Genomic DNA, 16,805 nt, shown 5'->3' with positions numbered 1-16,805 from the left:
GGGATTTTGGCTCCGGCGGTAGGGATCGAACCTACGACCAATTGATTAACAGGCGGCATAGTCCGGTTTCGCCAGATTTCGCCGGTTCGCGCTAGTCTCGCATAAATAATTGATTGATAAGGATTATTATTGACGGCTCCTACGCTGGTGACTCATGAATAGCGCCATGTTTCGTGTCGTACTGCTTCCGTAATGCTTCCGGATCGGTGCGATGGTCGAAAATCAAATGGTCGGAGTTCATGCTATGTCCAAGCTCACCAAGCGCGCCGTCGAAGGGTTGGAAGCCCGGTCCGAGGACTACCTGGTCTGGGATAGTAACCTTTCGGGGTTCGGTGTTCGGGTCTATGCCTCCGGGCGCAAATCCTATCTCGTGCAGTACCGGGCAGGCGGACGGACGCGACGGCGCGCTATCGGACAGCATGGTGCACTGACCGCGGACGAGGCGCGGTTGGAGGCCCGCAAGCTCTTGGGCGAGGTGGCGCGAGGCGGCAACCCATCCGAGGACCGCCAACGCCATCTGCGGGCACCGACCGTCGCTTCTCTTTGTGATAGGTTCCTCGCGGAATATGTCTCTGTGCACTGCAAGCCGTCGACCCTGCGGGGTTACAAATGCGTCATTGACCAATGTGTGCGTCCAGCACTCGGGCCGCGGAAGATCGTCGACATCACCCGCGCCGATATCGTGGAATTCCACCACGGGCTTCGGGCGACCCCGTACATGGCCAATCGTTCTGTCAGCATGTTGTCGAAGATGTTCAATCTGGCGGAGGATTGGGGCTTGCGCCGCGACGGCACCAACCCGGCACGGCGGATCAAGCGGTTTCGCGAAGAGGAAAAGAAGCGCTACCTGAACGACGACGAGCAGGCGCGGCTCTGGCAGGTGCTCGCAGAGGCGCTGGAGACGGGGCAGGAGACTCAACACGCCATTTCGGCGATCCAGCTCCTCATGCTGACCGGATGCCGCCTGGGCGAGATTCTGACGCTGCGTTGGGCTTATGTCACCGCCCATCACCTGGAGTTGCCGGACAGCAAGACCGGGCGGCGGCGCATCCCCTTGCCGCGCGAGGCTTATGACATCCTGATGGCCCTGCCACGCACGGACGGCAATCCGCATGTGATACTAGGAGACAGCGAGACCGGCCCCTTGGTCAATTTGCAGAAGACCTGGTTGCGCGTCCGGGCCCGGGCCGGGCTCACAGATGTGCGCATGCATGATCTGCGGCACACCTATGCCTCGGTCGCAGTGATGAGTGGCATCGATCCGTTCCTGCTGAAAGAAATCATGGGTCACAGGAACCTGCAGACGACCTTGCGCTATGCGCATTTTGCTGACGAGTCGGTGCAACGGGCAGCGGCGTCTGTGGCCAGCCGTTTGGCTTTGGGGATGAAGCGGCCCACTCCGGGCGGCCCGGCTTTGCGGGTGGTGAATTAGGCGCTCGGGTTAGGGCAGCCAGGGCGGGCATGAAACAAGGGTGAGGCCCGTTCCAAGACAGGTCATGCAAAAACATGGGAACGCCGCCCTTGGATCGGGCGACGCCAACGTTTCCTTGGGAAGTGTTCCGAGGAAGTGTTTCTAGGGAAGTCATCGGATATTGAGGCACCCGCTGTACCGGTCGCCTATATATATAACACAATAGAGAGAACGCCTGTGGCCCGTCAGTTCGACCTGGATCAATTCTACAGCCTCTTTCAAGCCTTCGACCATACTGGGCGGCGGATGTTTGGTGCGGCATGGCGCGGCGTCGAGGCGTTCGCGCACCGCACTGACGATCCGAAAGCCACGCGCGACGAACGCGATGCCCTGATGGATCAAGTTCGGGCATTGTCTGGGCAAGCCGCCTTGCATTGGACATTCCTGCACAATGATATGGCGCCAGACGTCCAGCAGGCGGCCTCAGAGGCCCTCGCGCCAATCGACCGTCAGCTGGCCGAGGTGCGCGATCGGCTCAAAGGAATTCCCGACGTCACCGATTCATGGGTGAAGGATCACGCGGCCTATACCCGGCGGCGGCGTGTCGAGGATGAATTGAAAGCGGCATTCGCGCGCGCCGATCTGGCCCTCATGGTCGCGCCACATCGCGTTGTCGAATGGCGCGCCTGGTCAGCATTCCCGGACTTCCGCATTTACTTTGGCCTGTCCATGGTCCGGGTGCCGTCGGCGGTGTCCAGCAACAGGCGAGGTCCGGCCTTCATCGAGAAAGCTGCCCTTGATAGTTGGCTTGAACGGTTCGAGTGGGCCGGCTCTGGTCAAGGTCAGTTGACCGTCCAAGAGCGCTTGCGGATTTGGCTGGAAGGTAAGTTTCGGTCGATCGGCTCGGAAGAGCACGCAAAACAATGGTTCATGAATGAGGCAAGCCGAGTCTTTCCGGGTCTGACCGTGCGAACCTTCAATGCTGTTTGGGCCCAGGTCGCGCCCGCGGCGTTTCGCGCGCCCGGGCGGCGGTCGAAAAAATCATGACGGAAATCCCAACATCACGGGTCGAGCTGGCCTGATCTCACTTTGGATCACCTGATTAAGTTATTGATAAATATGTAAAATAAATCAAAACACGAACATGTTTTGATTGAATTCTTTTCGTGCAGACTATTTGGGCGTTCTGCGCCGACCTAACTTCGATTCACAGGCACTACGCCAGTCATGAAATCGAGGAGATCGGATCAATGACAACCCCAGGAACCCACCGCCACGCGGAGGACGACCTAGACCAATTGATGGATGAACGCGCCGCTGCGGACACGCTTTGCTACACGGTGCGCGCGCTCCAAAATTGGCGGCATCGGGGCGGTGGGCCGCGCTTCATCAAGGTTTCGGCTCGGTCGATCCGCTACCGTCGCCGCGATCTCCTGGAATGGATCGAAGCGCGGACCGTTCGCACGACCTCGCAGCAAATCAGCAAATGAGTTTTGCCCGTGTTGGGGTTGGCAGCACCGCGCGGGATTTTGGGGCCGGATGGCTTCAACAAAGGGCGCGAGGCCTATGGGCCTCGCGCCTCAACTTCATGCCGTAACCCTATACAAAATATGAAAGATAGCAGAAATGGCAAATCAACCAGTCTACAAGGTGAAGATCGGTTCCACCACGGCAACGATCTGGGACAATGATGGCTCCTATTCCGTTGAAATAAAACGTTCTTACAGGGATGTCGACGCCGATTGGAAGGAGACTTTCAGCTTTTACCACAAGGACCTCCTCAACGTCGCAAAGTGCGCGGAACGTGCGGAAATCTGGATCGCTCGGCAATCTCATGAGCGGCAAAAGCGTGAACGGCCGGGCTTCCCGCCCGGCCCCAAAACAAATGCTGCCCCGCCGGAGGCACAATGAAGGGCGCGCAGCGCCCGCTTCCTGCTTCCATGAAGTTGCGCGGTCGGGCGAATTTCAAGAGGGGGGTCCCTGTAACACCCCCCTCACCAATGACATGGCGTAGTTTGGAGTAAGAATGTACCGGGTGATTTATCAGGGCGTGGATACGCTCGACGTAGCGTTTCAGGGGGCCTTGCCCATGGAAACGCTCGACCACCTGGAGGAGGCCAAGACCGCGGCCGAGGTCATGCAGGGCGACACCTACGGCGCGCCCTTCCAGTTTAACCCAGGGGGCCGCGTCTTCTTCGTCAAGTCGCATGGCAAGAAGGGTGGCTACCGCTATACCCTGACCGACAACCCGACCGGCGCGATCTTCTCGGTCAAACGGGATACTCGGATCAACGAATGGAATATCTTCGCCTCGGCCAGGGCCGCTGGGTTGCTGAGCCGGACCTATGTGGGGATGAAGCAGCATATCGTCGATTGTCTTGAGGACATGGGCGCGGTCATCCTCGGTGCGAGCGTCAATCGCATAGATTATGCGGTCGATATCGCCACGCCGCGCTTTGACCTAGACATGGCGAATTTCGTGGCGCCACGCCGGGCCAAGGTCGGTTGCCATTTTTCGACCGACACCGACTTGGACGATTTGGGGGACAAGGCGGCGGCGGAACGTGGTGCACCAGTTGGCAGCGTAATGCGCGGCGGTCGATTCGAAAGCGTGACGGTGGGGAAGATGCCGGGGCGCCAAGTGATCCTCTATGACAAGCTGAAGGCCGCGAAGGACCAGCAAACGGACTACTGGTTCGCGGCCTGGGGCCTCGATCCCGATGACCTTGGCACCCAGGTCTGGCGCGTGGAGATCCGCGCCGGACGGGACGCCCTGGAGCGCCACACGCCCGCGGCGCACACGCGGACCTATGAGACGGTCGAAGCGGTCTTGCCTGGCTTCCTGGGCAAGGCGCTGGAGGAGATACGGTATGTCACGGGCCGCGCGGAGGTCTCCAACGTGACGCGGGCTGCCGTGCATCCGCTGTGGGACTTGGCCCAGAGCGCCGCGAAGGCGCTGCCGCAGCCCACAGAGCCGTGCATCCCCGCCAGCCATGTATTGGAGCTGATGCGGAAGAAGCGACTGGCTATGGCCCAGGCGCAGGCGTTTGGGAACCTGAACAATGTCCTGCTCTACGAGGGGCTGGGGCCGGATGACATCCTGGCACGGTACGTGGAGTTGGCGGCGGAGCAGGCCGAGGGTTATCTGGAGCGCCTCGGCAAGGTGGAGCATCGGAAGAAGCTAGATGTAGGCGAGACGCGGCTGGGGTGTTTTCTGGGTGGGAAGCTTTAGACGGCAAAGAAGGGCGGGAAGCGGACCGTCGCTGCGGGTGCAAGAGCGCCTAACGTCACTGACATAAGCTGACGTTCGGAGGCCGAACTGTTCCCAGCCTGCTAAATTCGAACCGACAGCCCAGAAAGCCGAAGTTCGCTGACAGTCTGATAATATCCGGGGGTATTGAGATTAAATTGCCTTTCACTTCTTTCCGCCGCTACCACGACCGGGGGGACTGGAGGGTGCGCCCTCACCTGTAGTTGGCTGGTGTCCACCTTGGGGCCGTCCACTGGGTTGATAACCCCGTTCAATATTCTCGCGCGGCGCTGTCGGTCTGGGTGCCGGTTGCGGAGCAGTTTTTTTCTCGTCAGCCATTTGATGTCCCTTCTTCACTCGCGGGGAAGAATTCAACTGATTTCAGTTCGCCGGATGCGACCCAAAGGCCATGGTCCCCTCGGTCCAACCAACTATTGCGCTCACCCCAACCATAAACCTTCTCAATATACAGGTCCCGCTCTGCGGGATCGGACGACATGAATGATCCCCGACCACAGTAGCCAGCAAACTTCGTGTCATCTTTCAGAGTCACTATGACCAAATGCTCACCCATGCGCCCAAATTTCCAGTCCCATGCAGTCGGAACAGCATGGACAGGATTGATACCGAAAAAATGGAGAACCCGCCGTAGCGCCTCAGTTCGTGCATTCAGCCCAAGCAAGGCACCGAATAAGGTGGGGCCTACAAAAACCAAACCGAACCATGACGGTAGCCCGACTGAGCCGGTTTTTGACCATGTTCTCAGCCAATCAAAAATCGGCAATGCAATCGCCGCGTAAACGGCAGAAAGCGCAAAGTACGAAAGCAAAGCCTCTGAATGTTTTTGCATTCGTCCGGTGATGAACTGCGCCCGGATGAACGTGATGACTAAGCCGGGCACTACCAAGGCCAGCACCACGTACGCCGATTGAGGATCGTTGAAATCGGGCATCAGATGATGCCTGCGTCCAAGAGCTTCCAGTAGTGCTCACCCAAAAGCGTGAGGCGACACGACTTCGAGTTCATCGCGGCAAAATACATGTGAGTTTCACCGACCGGTCTAACAAGATTCACTTTCACCATTTCTTGCAGATCGGCGAAGATTTCGTTGTTGGTTTCGTCTGGTTCCGGGCTGTCGGGCTCGAAGCTAGGATCTAGCACCAATTCGTAGCCCGGAGACTCGAAATACTTCCGAAGTTTCTTGAGGGTGTCCAAAGAAATTGGCGGCTGCACACGCCTCAAAGATGTGAATGTGGTCACATTCGTTTTGAAGAGCGGTCGCTGATCCCATGGGCCGAGAGATTGATCAATGTGCGCATAAACCGCGCCGGGCGTTACCTCGCCCAGTAGGTTTGATGCACTGCCATTCAACGCGTCCACAAAAAGGGTAGTGAAGAGGCCGGAGCCGTCTTTTTCCGCCGCGTATTGCTTGACTGTTGATGCCGTGAGTATCGTCACGCCTATATTGATTATCGCATGCTCATCATTCGGCTTGGCGTTGCCAGCGATGCCAGAATGACAGCTATCGAGAACAATGATGCGACTCTTTGCTTTAGAATCGTTGGCCATTGCGACCAGTTCATTCAATGAAAACCCATCATTTCCGTCCTCACTATCGGAGCAAATCAGGTACCCACCAACTTGTTCTATATACCCGTGACCGGCGAAGTAGAACAACGCGATTTCATCATCACCCGCAAAAAGCTGTTGCGCCGCCTTACGCAATTCACGGCGGTTCACGGGGCTTACAGCACCCGTGCCGGTCATCAGCTTAGTTGCGAAGTTTCGAGTTCCATCTGCATGCCGCTCGAGTGCCGAATTGACAACATGTGCATCGTTTACGCATCCAAATAGCGGGCTTGCGTGGGTATAGTGGTCAATTCCGACAACAAGAGCCTTGCGTGACACCTAGAATAGCTCCCTGATTGCATCAGCAAGCGACTTACCATTCCACTTTACAATTCTGTTTGCCGCGACTTTCACAACTGCAGACGTCTTTTCAGACGCCCAAGGCTCAACCGCAATTATTGGCTTGGCATAGTTACCTGAAATCGCGATCTCTTCGTTGATCCATTTGCTATAGGTGGCGTAGACACCGGCCAAAATGATCACACCGCTACAGCCTTTAATTCTTGCGTCAATCGCCTCTCGGAGTTGTTTGTCTGTTCCATTGGTATGAACGGGGTCATTCTTGGGAACCGAATGGTCATAGTACGAAATTCCCTGTTCATCCAAGAACTGGGTCATCTTGTCGTAAGCGTCACCATACTTCCATGAATGGCTGATAAACAGCCGGTAGGTCTTCGACATAAATCTGCTCCCTCACGGTACAAATATGTGCGCCACGCAACCACATTGAAAAAGCTAGAACTCCTAAGAATCTAGGTCAACCATAGAGTGAAGGCGATGTAGTGCTCGCCGGCTGAACCTAGCAGCATTGTCGCGGAAGGCGTCGGAAAACTCCTTTTGGGGTCTCCTCGGTACCCTCACTCAACCCACACCTGACCGCAAGGCACAGTTATGGTGAAAGGGCGGCGAACTGGGAATGGCAGCTTTGGCCGGCCGCACCGCAGCGCTCAACTTCCTGTCGAATGTCGGCATGGGGCCGAAAGCGAACGCGCGTTGAAGCCGCACCAATCGGTGCGCACCAGGCGTGGGGCGGCGCAGCATGCGCGGAGCCGCTGATGCGCATTTGCCACAGCCGAATACCCGTCACACTGCTTCCGTAGTGCTTCCGGACGAACCTCAACGCCTTGACCAAGCGAGATCCGCTCAGACCAAACAGCTGACTTATATAGGAAATTTGGCTCCGGCGGTAGGGATCGAACCTACGACCAATTGATTAACAGTCAACTGCTCTACCGCTGAGCTACGCCGGAACACGGGGGCCGTATAGCAATGGTCCGGGGGGGCGTCCAGAGGCAAAAACGCCTTCAGGCGAGGGTAAAGATGGCGCGCTGCGACAGCTGCGGCCGGGCCGTCACAAGGCCACGTTCATAAAGGTCGATGAGGTGCGCCAGCAGGTTGCGCGCGGCGGCCGGGTGCAGGGCGGGATCGATGTCGGCATAGACGCGCGTTGTCAGGTCCGGCAGTGGCGCGGGGCCTTGCTGCAACGCCGCCAGCACCTGCGCCTCGCGGGCCCGCCGGTGGCCAATCAGCCAGTCCAGCCGTGCGGCCGGCTCGCGCACCGGGTCCCCGTGGCCGGGATAAAATGTGCGGGCTGGCATATGGGCCAAGCGATCACAGGACTCCATGAACGCCGTCAGGTCGCCATCAGGGGGCGAGACCAGCGAACTGGCCCAGCCCATCACGTGATCGCCGGTAAACACCACGTCGTCCCAGCCAAGGCAGACGTGATTGCCCAGATGCCCGGGCGTGTGCAGCACCCGCACCGGGCCTGCGCCAGTCTCCACCACGGCGCCGTCGGCCAGGGCGACATCAGGGCGAAAGGCCGTATCCACGCCTTCACCACCGCCGACGAGGCCCTCGGCGGCCAGCCGTTCCATCACCGGGCGGCGGCCCGCCGTCCAGTCGCCGAAGGCCAGCACCGGCGCGCCCACCGCACGCGCCAGCGGCCCGGCGAGCGGCGAATGGTCAAGATGGCTATGGGTGACGAAGACATGGCTGACGGGCCGCCCGCCAATCGCTCGCAGCAGCGCGTCAAGGTGGCGCGCATCGTCGGGACCGGGATCGATCACCGCCAGTGCCTCTTGCCCCAGGAGATAGCTATTGGTGCCGTGATAGGTCATCGGCGAGGGGTTGGGCGCCAGCACCCGCACCACGCGCGGCCCCAGTTCTACCGGCCGTCCCGTCTCCATCGCCGCTTTCCTCCGCTCGCGCGCGCGCCTAGGCTGCGCGCCATGTTCCGCTGGCTCAAACCATACATGCCCCGGGGGCTTTACACGCGTGCGGCGCTGATCCTGCTATTGCCTGTGGTCACGCTGCAACTGCTGGTCTCGATCGTCTTCATCCAGCGCCATTTCGAGGGCGTGACCGAGTTGATGACGCACGCAGTGCTGCTAGAGATACGCTACCTCACCGATGTCGTCGACAATGCCCCCGATACCAACGATGCGCAGGCCGCCGTCGATACCATTGCGCGCCCGCTAGAGCTGGAGGTGACGCTACCCGCGGCTGACCAGCCACAGGGCGACAAGGTGCCGTGGTTCGACCTGTCGGGGCGGACCGTCATTTCCACGCTGCGCAAGGGCCTGCCAGAGCTGGGCGCGGTCGATCTGTCCGACCGGCGCGAGGTGGTGGTCTGGCTGGGCACCCCGCGGGGCACGATGCGGTTGCAATTCAGCCGTACCCGCGTGTCGGCCTCAAACCCGCACCAATTGCTGGTCATCATGGTGGTGATGGGGGCGTTTCTTACGCTGGTGGCATTTCAATTCCTGCGCATGCAGTTGCGGCCCATCACCCGGCTGGCCGCGGCGGCGGCGGAATACGGCAAGGGACGGATCGTGCCCTACCACCCATCTGGCGCGGCCGAGGTGCGCGGGGCGGGGGCGGCCTTTCTCGACATGCGCGCGCGGATTGAACGGCAAAGCCAGGCCCGTACGATGATGCTGTCGGGTGTCAGCCATGATTTGCGTACACCGCTCACGCGCCTGCGGCTGGGCCTGTCATTGCTGGACGAGGCCGAGGCCGCGCCGCTGATCCGCGATGTCGAGGATATGCAGCGGCTGGTCGATGGTTTCCTTGATTTCGCCAAGGGTGATGCCGCCGATGCGCCGGAAGAGGTGGTGCCCGCCGATCTTCTGCGACAGGTCGTGGCAGATGCGCAGCGGGCCGGACAGGCGGTGCGCCTCGCCCCCGATTTCCCGACCGGCGAAAGCGCGGCGCAGTCTGCCCAGTTGCGTCCGGTGGCCCTGCGCCGCGCACTGGACAATCTTGTCGGCAATGCCCTGCGCTATGGCACATGTGCGGAAGTGGGGCTGGCCTTTTCCGACCGGACCTTGCGCGTGACGGTCGAGGATGACGGACCGGGCATTCCCGCCGACAGCCGGGACGAGGCCGTTCGCCCCTTCACCCGGCTGGACCCCGCCCGCAATCAGGACCGCGGGCCCGGCGTGGGCCTTGGCCTTGCCATCGTGTCGGACGTGGCGCGGCTGCATGGCGGCGTATTGCGGCTGGGCGACAGCGCGCGTCTGGGCGGGTTGCGGGCGGAGCTGGTCTTGGCGCGGTAGGGCGGCGGTAGGATCAGGTCTGCGCCTGTTCCCAGAAGGCGAAGTCGGCCGCGCATTTGCGGCGCAGCCGCGCCTCCACGCCGGGGCTCAGCGCCACATCGACCGGGGGCGAGACGTTGAGGCGGGGCAGGGTGATCTGCATTCCCAACCGCTCCTCGAGAAAGGCAATCAGTCGCGGCTGCGCCTCGTAGCGGAACAGGTAGGTCACGCCCTGCTTGCCCTCGCCATCCTGCAGAAAGCGCGCCTGGCTGCCGACCTCGGCCCATGGCGCGGGCTTGCCCTTGATGTATTCGCCGACGAAATCATCAAAGCTGTGGCCGCGCGTGCTGTTGGGATGGCCCGCCAGATCCTCGCGGTGGCGGTAACGATACCAACTGGCCAGCCAGTCCACCGGTTCGCGGATCACCGCGAGCGTCTCCATCTCCTGCCCGCCGGCCTGCTTGAAGAACGGATGCAGGAAGCGGCGATAGCGATAGACCGGGGAATGTTTCAGATGCGCGGGGTCGCGCAGGACCATCGAAGCGCGCGGCGCGAGGGCCCCTTCCAACGCCGTCGTGCCGGTCTTGGGCACGGCGAGAAACACCAGCCCCTCTTTCCAGAAAACCAGCATTCAGCCTTGTCTCCCTCGTCCATCGTGGTCGTCAACCACTCCTTAACCATTCCGCCCGCATCATCAACCTGTCGATTTTTCTTGAAATGTTCTGCTTTTGGTCTCATTAACCAAGCTAGAACGGAAATAGAACATCAGTAACATTGCCGCTGCAACGGCGGTATGGGATAAGGACGGGAAACATGGCAGTGGCAGACGTTCTCAGCATGACCGACAGGAAGACCGCAGACAAGCAGAAGGCGCTCGATTCGGCGCTGGCCCAGATCGAACGGCAGTTCGGCAAGGGCTCCATCATGAAGCTCGGCGGTCAGAACCAGATGGCCGAGATCTCGGCCACCTCGACCGGCTCGCTTGGCCTCGACATCGCGCTGGGCATTGGCGGCCTGCCCAAGGGCCGCATCATCGAGATATACGGCCCCGAATCCTCGGGCAAGACCACGCTGACGCTGCATTCCATCGCCGAAGAGCAGAAGCTGGGCGGCGTCTGTGCCTTCGTGGATGCCGAACATGCCTTCGACCCGCAATATGCCAAGAAGGTGGGCGTCAATCTTGACGAATTGCTGATCTCGCAGCCCGATACCGGCGAACAGGCGCTGGAGATTGTCGATACGCTGGTGCGCTCGGGCGCGGTCAGCCTTGTCGTGGTCGATTCGGTCGCTGCCCTCACCCCCAAGGCCGAGCTGGAAGGCGACATGGGCGACTCGAGCGTCGGCGTGCATGCGCGGCTGATGAGCCAGGCAATGCGCAAGCTGACCGGCTCGATCAACAAGTCGAAATGCATGGTCATCTTCATCAACCAGATCCGCATGAAGATCGGCGTTATGTTCGGCAGCCCCGAAACCACGACAGGTGGTAACGCGCTGAAATTCTACGCTTCCGTCCGTCTCGACATCCGCCGCATCGGCGCGATCAAGGACCGTGACGAGGTGGTGGGCAACACCACGCGCGTCAAGGTCGTCAAGAACAAGGTCGCCCCGCCTTTCAAGCAGGTGGAATTCGACATCATGTATGGCGAGGGCATCTCCAAGACCGGCGAGATCATCGACCTTGGCGTCAAGGCCGGTGTCGTCGAGAAATCGGGCGCGTGGTATTCCTACGGGGATGAGCGCATCGGGCAGGGCCGCGAAAACGCGAAGGCCTTTCTCAAGGAGCATCCCGAAATCTCGCTGGCGATCGAGGACAAGATCCGCGCCGCCCACGGCCTCGACTTCGCGATGTCCGACAGCGTGGTTGAAGAGGACGACGCCGCCGAGATGTAATCCGCGCCATCGGTCCGGTGCAGGGGCAGGGGCGCGGCATGGTCGCGCCCTTTTCCGTTTGCCGCTTTACCCTAGGGACCGGCAGGTTTATTTCCTGCCAGACCCTGATCTGAAAGCGCGCCATGACGACCCTTGCCGACATCCGCTCTACCTTCCTGAACTTCTTCGCCCGCAACGGCCACGAAGTGGTGCCCTCCAGCCCGTTGGTGCCGCGCAACGACCCTACGCTGATGTTCACGAACTCGGGCATGGTCCAGTTCAAGAACCTCTTCACCGGGGTCGAAACGCGCGACTACACCCGCGCCACCACCGCGCAGAAATGCGTGCGCGCGGGCGGCAAGCACAACGACCTCGACAATGTCGGCTACACCGCGCGCCACCACACCTTCTTCGAGATGCTGGGCAATTTCAGCTTCGGCGACTACTTCAAGGATCAGGCTATCGCCTATGCCTGGGAGCTGTTGACGCGCGATTTCGGCCTGAACCCGGAAAAGCTGACCGTCACTGTTTACCACACCGATGACGAGGCTGCGCGCATCTGGAAGAAGGTCGCCGGCCTGCCGGAAGAGCGCATCATCCGCATCGCGACAAGTGATAACTTCTGGCAGATGGGCCCAACCGGCCCTTGCGGTCCTTGCACCGAGATTTTCTATGATCACGGCCCCTCGATTCCCGGTGGCCCGCCGGGCAGCCCCGACGAGGATGGCGACCGGTTCATCGAGATCTGGAACAACGTCTTCATGCAGAACGAGCAGTTCGCCGATGGCAGCATGCGGCCGCTCGACATGCAGTCGATTGACACCGGCATGGGGCTGGAACGCATCGGCGCGCTCTTGCAGGGCAAGCACGACAACTACGACACCGATCTGATACGCGCGCTGATCGAGGCGTCAGCCCATGCCACATCGTCCGATCCCGACGGGCCGGGCAAGGTGCATCACCGCGTCATCGCCGATCACCTGCGCTCCACCTCTTTCCTGATCGCCGATGGCGTGATGCCCGGCAATGACGGGCGCGGCTACGTGCTGCGCCGGATCATGCGCCGCGCGATGCGCCACGCCCACATGCTGGGCGCGGTCGATCCTGTCATGTATCGGCTCGTGCCCGAACTGGTGCGCCAGATGGGCGCGGCCTATCCCGAACTGGGCCGGGCGCAGCCGCTGATCGAGGAAACCCTGAAATCGGAAGAGACCCGGTTCAAGACCACGCTGGACCGTGGCCTGCGCCTTCTCGACGACGAGGTGGCCCACCTGCCCGAAGGCGCGGCCCTACCGGGCGAGGCCGCCTTCAAGCTTTATGATACCTACGGTTTCCCGCTCGACCTCACGCAGGACGCCTTGCGCGAGAAGGGTCGCGGCGTCGATACCGCGGGCTTTGATGCCGCGATGGCCGAACAAAAGGCCAAGGCCCGCGCGGCCTGGGCCGGCACCGGCGAGGCGGCGGATGCCAAGCTGTGGTACGATATCGCGGAACGCGTCGGCCCGTCCGAATTCCTCGGCTACGACACCGAGGTGGCCGAGGGCGCGGTTGCAGCCCTAGTCGCGGGCACGGACGAGGCCGCGACGCTGGCAGCCGGGCAGGAAGGCTGGGCGATCCTCAACCAGACGCCGTTCTACGCCGAATCGGGCGGGCAGGTTGGCGACACCGGCTGGCTGTCATCGGATGCCGGCACCGGGCGGGTGACCGACACGCGCAAGATGCCCGGCGGGCTGATCGCGCATCACGTCCGGGTCGAGGCTGGTAGCCTCAAGGTGGGGCAGGGGCTGCGTGGCGAGGTTGATCATGACCGGCGCACCGCGATTCGGGCCAACCATTCAGCCACGCACCTGCTGAACGAAGCATTGCGTGAAACGCTGGGGGGCCACATTGCCCAACGTGGTTCGCTCAACGCGCCCGACCGGCTGCGGTTCGACTTCAGCCATGGCAAGGCCGTCAGCCCCGAGGAACTGGCCAGGATCGAGGCCGAGGTCAACGCGATGATCCGCCAGAACAGCGTCGTCGAAACCCGGCTGATGAGCCCCGACGACGCCCGCGCGCTCGGGGCACAGGCGCTTTTTGGTGAGAAATACGGCGACGAGGTGCGCGTCGTGTCGATGGGCGTCAAGCCGGGCTCTGGCAAGGGCACCGACAAGCAGACCTATAGCCTGGAACTTTGCGGCGGCACCCATGTCAGCCGCCTTGGCCAGATTGGCGCTTTCGTGGCGCTTGGCGACAGTGCGTCCTCTGCCGGCGTGCGCCGGATCGAGGCGCTGACGGGGCAGGCCGCGCTTGATTACCTCAAGGCGCAGGAGGCGCGGCTTTCGGAGGCTGCCAATATCCTCAAGGCGCCTGTCGCCGAGATCACCGAAAGGTTGCGCGCGCTTGTCGAGGAACGCAAGGCGCTGGCCAACGAGGTGGCGCAACTGCGCCGCGACCTTGCCCTGTCGGGCGGGGCAAAGGCTGAAGATGAAGCAAAGGTAATCAACGGGATATCGTTCAAAGCTCAAGTGATGTCAGGAGTCACCGGCAAGGACCTGCCGGGTCTGATCGACGCGATGAAGGCGCAGATCGGCTCTGGCGCGATCCTGCTGATCGCCGACACCGACGGCAAGGCGGCCGTTGCCGCGGGCGTTACCTCGGACCTGTCCGCGCGCCTGTCTGCCGTGGACCTGCTGCGCGCCGCGGTGGCTGAGCTTGGTGGCAAGGGCGGTGGTGGCCGGCCCGACATGGCGCAAGGCGGTGGCGCTTCGGCCGAGAACGCGGCCGGCGCCATTGCCGCCGCCGAAGCCGTGATTGGAGGTGCATGATGGCAACCGCGCTCTGGATCGCCCACGTCAAGGTCACAGACCCAGCCGCCTACGGTGAATATGCCAGCCGCGCGACAAAGGCCATCGCGGCCCATGGCGGTGTCTTCCTCGCCCGCGGCGGGGCCTATGAACAGCTTGAAGGACCGGATCGGCCGCGCAACGTCGTGGCGCGCTTCCCCAGCCTGCAGGCGGCGCATGACTGTTACTACTCGGCTGCCTATCAAGAGGCGCTGAGTTTCGCCAAGGGTGCCGCCCAGCGCGAGCTCTGCATCGTCGAAGAGGCCGGCTAAACCTTCATCTTGGCAGAAATACCTCCGCCGGAGGCACCGGCCTTTCGTCAGAAAGGCCGGACCTTGCCGGTTAAGGCCAGTTTAACACGGCGAGGAAACATTATTTAGAACAAGGGGTTGGTTCGGCGTCCCCGCGGGGACGCCGGCAGTGTCAGCTGGCCTTGGCCTGCCGCTTGCGCTCATGCGGGTCCAGGTGGCGCTTGCGCAGCCGGATCGCGTTGGGCGTCACCTCGACCAGTTCATCGTCGTCGATATAGGCGATCGCCTGTTCCAGGGTCATCGTCACCGGTGTGGTCAAACGCACCGCTTCGTCGGTGCCCGAGGCCCGCACGTTGGTCAGTTGCTTGCCCTTCAGCGGGTTCACTTCAAGGTCGTTGTCACGGCTGTGTTCGCCGATGATCATGCCGGTATAGACGGCCTCCTGCGCGCCGATGAAGAACCGGCCGCGATCCTCAAGCTTCCAGATGGCGTAGGCGACCGAGGTACCGTTTTCCATCGAGATCAGCACGCCCTGCCGCCGGCCCTGAATCGGGCCCCGATAGGGCGTCCAGCCGTGAAACAGCCGGTTCAGAACGCCGGTGCCGCGCGTGTCGGTCAGGAATTCGCCGTGATACCCGATCAGCCCGCGCGACGGGACATGCGCGATGATCCGCGTCTTGCCCACACCCGCGGGTTTCATCTCGACGAGGTCACCCCTCCGCGGCCCGGTCAGTTTTTCCACGACGGCGCCGGTATATTCGTCGTCGACGTCGATGGTCACCTCTTCGACCGGTTCCATCCGGGTGCCGTTTTCCTCGCGGAAGATCACTTGGGGACGCGAGATCGACAGTTCGAACCCCTCGCGGCGCATGTTCTCAATCAGCACACCCATTTGCAATTCGCCACGGCCCGACACTTCGAAGGCTTCGCCGCCGGGGGTGTCGGCAACCTTAATCGCGACGTTCGATTCCGCCTCTTTCAGCAGCCTTTCGCGGATCACCCGCGACTGCACCTTCTTGCCGTCGCGGCCTGCCAGCGGGCTGTCGTTGATGCCAAAGGTGACGGTGATGGTCGGCGGGTCGATCGGTTGGGCGGGCAGGGCGGTTTCGACATCCAGCGCACAGATCGTGTCGGCCACGGTCGCCTTGCTCATGCCTGCCAGCGTCACGATGTCGCCGGCCTCGGCCACGTCGATGGCCTGTTGGCCAAGCCCCCGGAAGGCAAGGATCTTGGACACCCGGAACTGTTCGATCCGCTCACTCTTGCGGTTGAGCGCCTTCACCGTCTCGCCCGCGCGCAGCGTGCCCGATTCGACGCGGCCTGTCAGGATGCGCCCGATGAACGGGTCCGCCGACAGGGTTGTCGCCAGCATCCGGAACGGTGCGTCACGCTCGGCAATCTGCTTTGGTGCCGGGACGTGCCGGATGATCAGGTCAAACAGCGCCTCAAGGTCCTTGCGCGGCCCCTCCAGCGTGGCATCGGCCCAGCCAGAGCGGCCCGAGGCGTAAAGATGCGGGAAATCCAGCTGGTAGTCATCGGCGCCGAGGTTGGCGAAAAGATCAAACACCTCGTCCAGCGCGCGGTCGGGCTCGGCATCGGGCTTGTCGACCTTGTTGAGCACCACGATGGGACGCAGGCCCAGCGCCAGCGCCTTGGACGTGACGAACTTGGTCTGCGGCATTGGCCCTTCGGCGGCATCCACCAGCAGGACCACACCGTCTACCATGCTCAGGATGCGCTCCACCTCACCGCCGAAATCGGCGTGACCGGGCGTGTCGACGATGTTGATGCGCACGCCCGAATGCTCGACGCTGGTGCATTTCGCAAGGATCGTGATCCCGCGCTCGCGTTCGATGTCGTTGCTGTCCATCGCGCGCTCGGCCACGGCCTGGTTCTCGCGGAAGGCGCCGGACTGTTTGAGCATCTCGTCGACAAGGGTGGTCTTGCCGTGGTCGACGTGCGCGATGATCGCAATATTGCGGATGTCCATGATCTTGCCTTTTCTGGAATTGCGCGGGCCATACCGTGCAA

15 protein-coding genes and 1 tRNA gene are annotated in these 16,805 nt (G+C 61.7%); 9 read left to right on the top strand and 7 right to left on the bottom strand.

The genetic code is table 11. From position 1 onward, the window contains the following. Nucleotides 1-244 precede the first annotated feature (244 nt). The 5 genes from GC146_RS13435 to GC146_RS13415 all read left to right on the top strand — a co-directional run bounded on the left by GC146_RS13435 (nucleotide 245) and on the right by GC146_RS13415 (nucleotide 4,643). The gene (locus tag GC146_RS13435; protein ID WP_291839527.1) at nucleotides 245-1,432 is read left to right on the top strand and encodes a site-specific integrase; all 1,188 of its coding nucleotides are present in this window, start codon (nucleotides 245-247) and stop codon (nucleotides 1,430-1,432) included. Between the two features lie 216 nt (nucleotides 1,433-1,648). After that, nucleotides 1,649-2,458, top strand: coding sequence for a hypothetical protein (locus GC146_RS13430; RefSeq protein WP_291839525.1), 810 nt, complete (start codon nucleotides 1,649-1,651; stop codon nucleotides 2,456-2,458). A 203-nt stretch (nucleotides 2,459-2,661) separates the two neighbouring features. Continuing rightward, complete coding sequence (locus GC146_RS13425; protein WP_291839522.1) at nucleotides 2,662-2,901, top strand: helix-turn-helix domain-containing protein; 240 nt, start codon at nucleotides 2,662-2,664, stop codon at nucleotides 2,899-2,901. A 136-nt stretch (nucleotides 2,902-3,037) separates the two neighbouring features. Beyond that, entirely contained in the window at nucleotides 3,038-3,322 is a 285-nt protein-coding gene (locus GC146_RS13420; protein WP_291839519.1) for a hypothetical protein, read from the top strand. Between the two features lie 115 nt (nucleotides 3,323-3,437). After that, nucleotides 3,438-4,643, top strand: coding sequence for a hypothetical protein (locus GC146_RS13415; RefSeq protein ID WP_291839517.1), 1,206 nt, complete (start codon nucleotides 3,438-3,440; stop codon nucleotides 4,641-4,643). A gap of 349 nt (nucleotides 4,644-4,992) precedes the next feature. Here GC146_RS13415 and GC146_RS13410 read toward each other — a convergent pair whose 3' ends face one another. The 5 genes from GC146_RS13410 to GC146_RS13390 all read right to left on the bottom strand — a co-directional run bounded on the left by GC146_RS13410 (nucleotide 4,993) and on the right by GC146_RS13390 (nucleotide 8,479). After that, nucleotides 4,993-5,613: a DUF6338 family protein gene (locus tag GC146_RS13410; RefSeq protein ID WP_291839513.1), complete on the bottom strand. Its 621-nt coding sequence runs from the start codon at nucleotides 5,611-5,613 to the stop codon at nucleotides 4,993-4,995. Beyond that, on the bottom strand, nucleotides 5,613-6,569 hold the full coding sequence (locus GC146_RS13405) for a caspase family protein (protein WP_291839511.1): 957 nt from the start codon (nucleotides 6,567-6,569) through the stop codon (nucleotides 5,613-5,615). The genes GC146_RS13410 and GC146_RS13405 overlap by 1 nt, the downstream gene beginning before the upstream one ends. Next, nucleotides 6,570-6,971, bottom strand: coding sequence for a TIR domain-containing protein (locus GC146_RS13400; protein ID WP_291839509.1), 402 nt, complete (start codon nucleotides 6,969-6,971; stop codon nucleotides 6,570-6,572). Nucleotides 6,972-7,465: 494 nt separating this feature from the next. Beyond that, a tRNA-Asn gene (locus GC146_RS13395) sits at nucleotides 7,466-7,540 on the bottom strand. A gap of 54 nt (nucleotides 7,541-7,594) precedes the next feature. Then, nucleotides 7,595-8,479, bottom strand: coding sequence for an MBL fold metallo-hydrolase (locus GC146_RS13390; RefSeq protein WP_291839507.1), 885 nt, complete (start codon nucleotides 8,477-8,479; stop codon nucleotides 7,595-7,597). A gap of 42 nt (nucleotides 8,480-8,521) precedes the next feature. Between GC146_RS13390 and GC146_RS13385 the strand changes: the two genes are divergently transcribed. Next, on the top strand, nucleotides 8,522-9,850 hold the full coding sequence (locus GC146_RS13385; RefSeq protein WP_291839504.1) for an ATP-binding protein: 1,329 nt from the start codon (nucleotides 8,522-8,524) through the stop codon (nucleotides 9,848-9,850). A gap of 13 nt (nucleotides 9,851-9,863) precedes the next feature. Here the strand turns inward: GC146_RS13385 and GC146_RS13380 are convergent, their stop codons facing one another. Next, on the bottom strand, nucleotides 9,864-10,460 hold the full coding sequence (locus GC146_RS13380; RefSeq protein WP_291839502.1) for a gamma-glutamyl kinase: 597 nt from the start codon (nucleotides 10,458-10,460) through the stop codon (nucleotides 9,864-9,866). A gap of 182 nt (nucleotides 10,461-10,642) precedes the next feature. Between GC146_RS13380 and recA the strand changes: the two genes are divergently transcribed. The 3 genes from recA (at nucleotide 10,643) to GC146_RS13365 (ending at nucleotide 14,795) form a co-directional block, all read left to right on the top strand. After that, nucleotides 10,643-11,719, top strand: a complete 1,077-nt coding sequence (gene recA, locus GC146_RS13375) for a recombinase RecA (RefSeq protein ID WP_291839499.1) — start codon at nucleotides 10,643-10,645, stop codon at nucleotides 11,717-11,719. Nucleotides 11,720-11,841: 122 nt separating this feature from the next. After that, complete coding sequence (alaS, locus tag GC146_RS13370) at nucleotides 11,842-14,505, top strand: alanine--tRNA ligase (RefSeq protein ID WP_291839496.1); 2,664 nt, start codon at nucleotides 11,842-11,844, stop codon at nucleotides 14,503-14,505. After that, nucleotides 14,505-14,795 carry a DUF1330 domain-containing protein gene (locus tag GC146_RS13365; RefSeq protein ID WP_291839493.1) on the top strand — a complete coding sequence of 97 codons (291 nt, stop codon included), beginning with the start codon at nucleotides 14,505-14,507 and terminating at the stop codon, nucleotides 14,793-14,795. Before alaS ends, GC146_RS13365 begins: the two co-directional genes overlap by 1 nt. A 151-nt stretch (nucleotides 14,796-14,946) precedes the next feature. Here GC146_RS13365 and typA read toward each other — a convergent pair whose 3' ends face one another. Beyond that, nucleotides 14,947-16,764: a translational GTPase TypA gene (gene typA, locus GC146_RS13360; RefSeq protein WP_291839490.1), complete on the bottom strand. Its 1,818-nt coding sequence runs from the start codon at nucleotides 16,762-16,764 to the stop codon at nucleotides 14,947-14,949. Nucleotides 16,765-16,805 lie beyond the last annotated feature (41 nt).

Origin of the sequence: Limimaricola sp., assembly GCF_016125575.1 — a bacterium.
Taxonomy (GTDB): Bacteria; Pseudomonadota; Alphaproteobacteria; order Rhodobacterales; family Rhodobacteraceae; genus WGLM01.
Note: the sequence above shows the minus strand (reverse complement) of the source record. Positions and strands in the feature narration are given on the sequence as shown.

Excerpts from the sequence above, each read along its gene's own strand:
- GC146_RS13410 (WP_291839513.1), bottom strand. The coding sequence starts at position 5,613 with ATGCCCGATTTCAACGATCCTCAATCGGCGTACGTGGTGCTGGCCTTG.
- recA (WP_291839499.1), top strand. The coding sequence starts at position 10,643 with ATGGCAGTGGCAGACGTTCTCAGCATGACCGACAGGAAGACCGCAGAC.
- GC146_RS13425 (WP_291839522.1), top strand. The coding sequence starts at position 2,662 with ATGACAACCCCAGGAACCCACCGCCACGCGGAGGACGACCTAGACCAA.
- GC146_RS13435 (WP_291839527.1), top strand. The coding sequence starts at position 245 with ATGTCCAAGCTCACCAAGCGCGCCGTCGAAGGGTTGGAAGCCCGGTCC.
- GC146_RS13420 (WP_291839519.1), top strand. The coding sequence starts at position 3,038 with ATGGCAAATCAACCAGTCTACAAGGTGAAGATCGGTTCCACCACGGCA.
- GC146_RS13415 (WP_291839517.1), top strand. The coding sequence starts at position 3,438 with ATGTACCGGGTGATTTATCAGGGCGTGGATACGCTCGACGTAGCGTTT.
- typA (WP_291839490.1), bottom strand. The coding sequence starts at position 16,764 with ATGGACATCCGCAATATTGCGATCATCGCGCACGTCGACCACGGCAAG.
- GC146_RS13390 (WP_291839507.1), bottom strand. The coding sequence starts at position 8,479 with ATGGAGACGGGACGGCCGGTAGAACTGGGGCCGCGCGTGGTGCGGGTG.
- GC146_RS13365 (WP_291839493.1), top strand. The coding sequence starts at position 14,505 with ATGGCAACCGCGCTCTGGATCGCCCACGTCAAGGTCACAGACCCAGCC.
- alaS (WP_291839496.1), top strand. The coding sequence starts at position 11,842 with ATGACGACCCTTGCCGACATCCGCTCTACCTTCCTGAACTTCTTCGCC.
- GC146_RS13385 (WP_291839504.1), top strand. The coding sequence starts at position 8,522 with ATGTTCCGCTGGCTCAAACCATACATGCCCCGGGGGCTTTACACGCGT.
- GC146_RS13400 (WP_291839509.1), bottom strand. The coding sequence starts at position 6,971 with ATGTCGAAGACCTACCGGCTGTTTATCAGCCATTCATGGAAGTATGGT.
- GC146_RS13380 (WP_291839502.1), bottom strand. The coding sequence starts at position 10,460 with ATGCTGGTTTTCTGGAAAGAGGGGCTGGTGTTTCTCGCCGTGCCCAAG.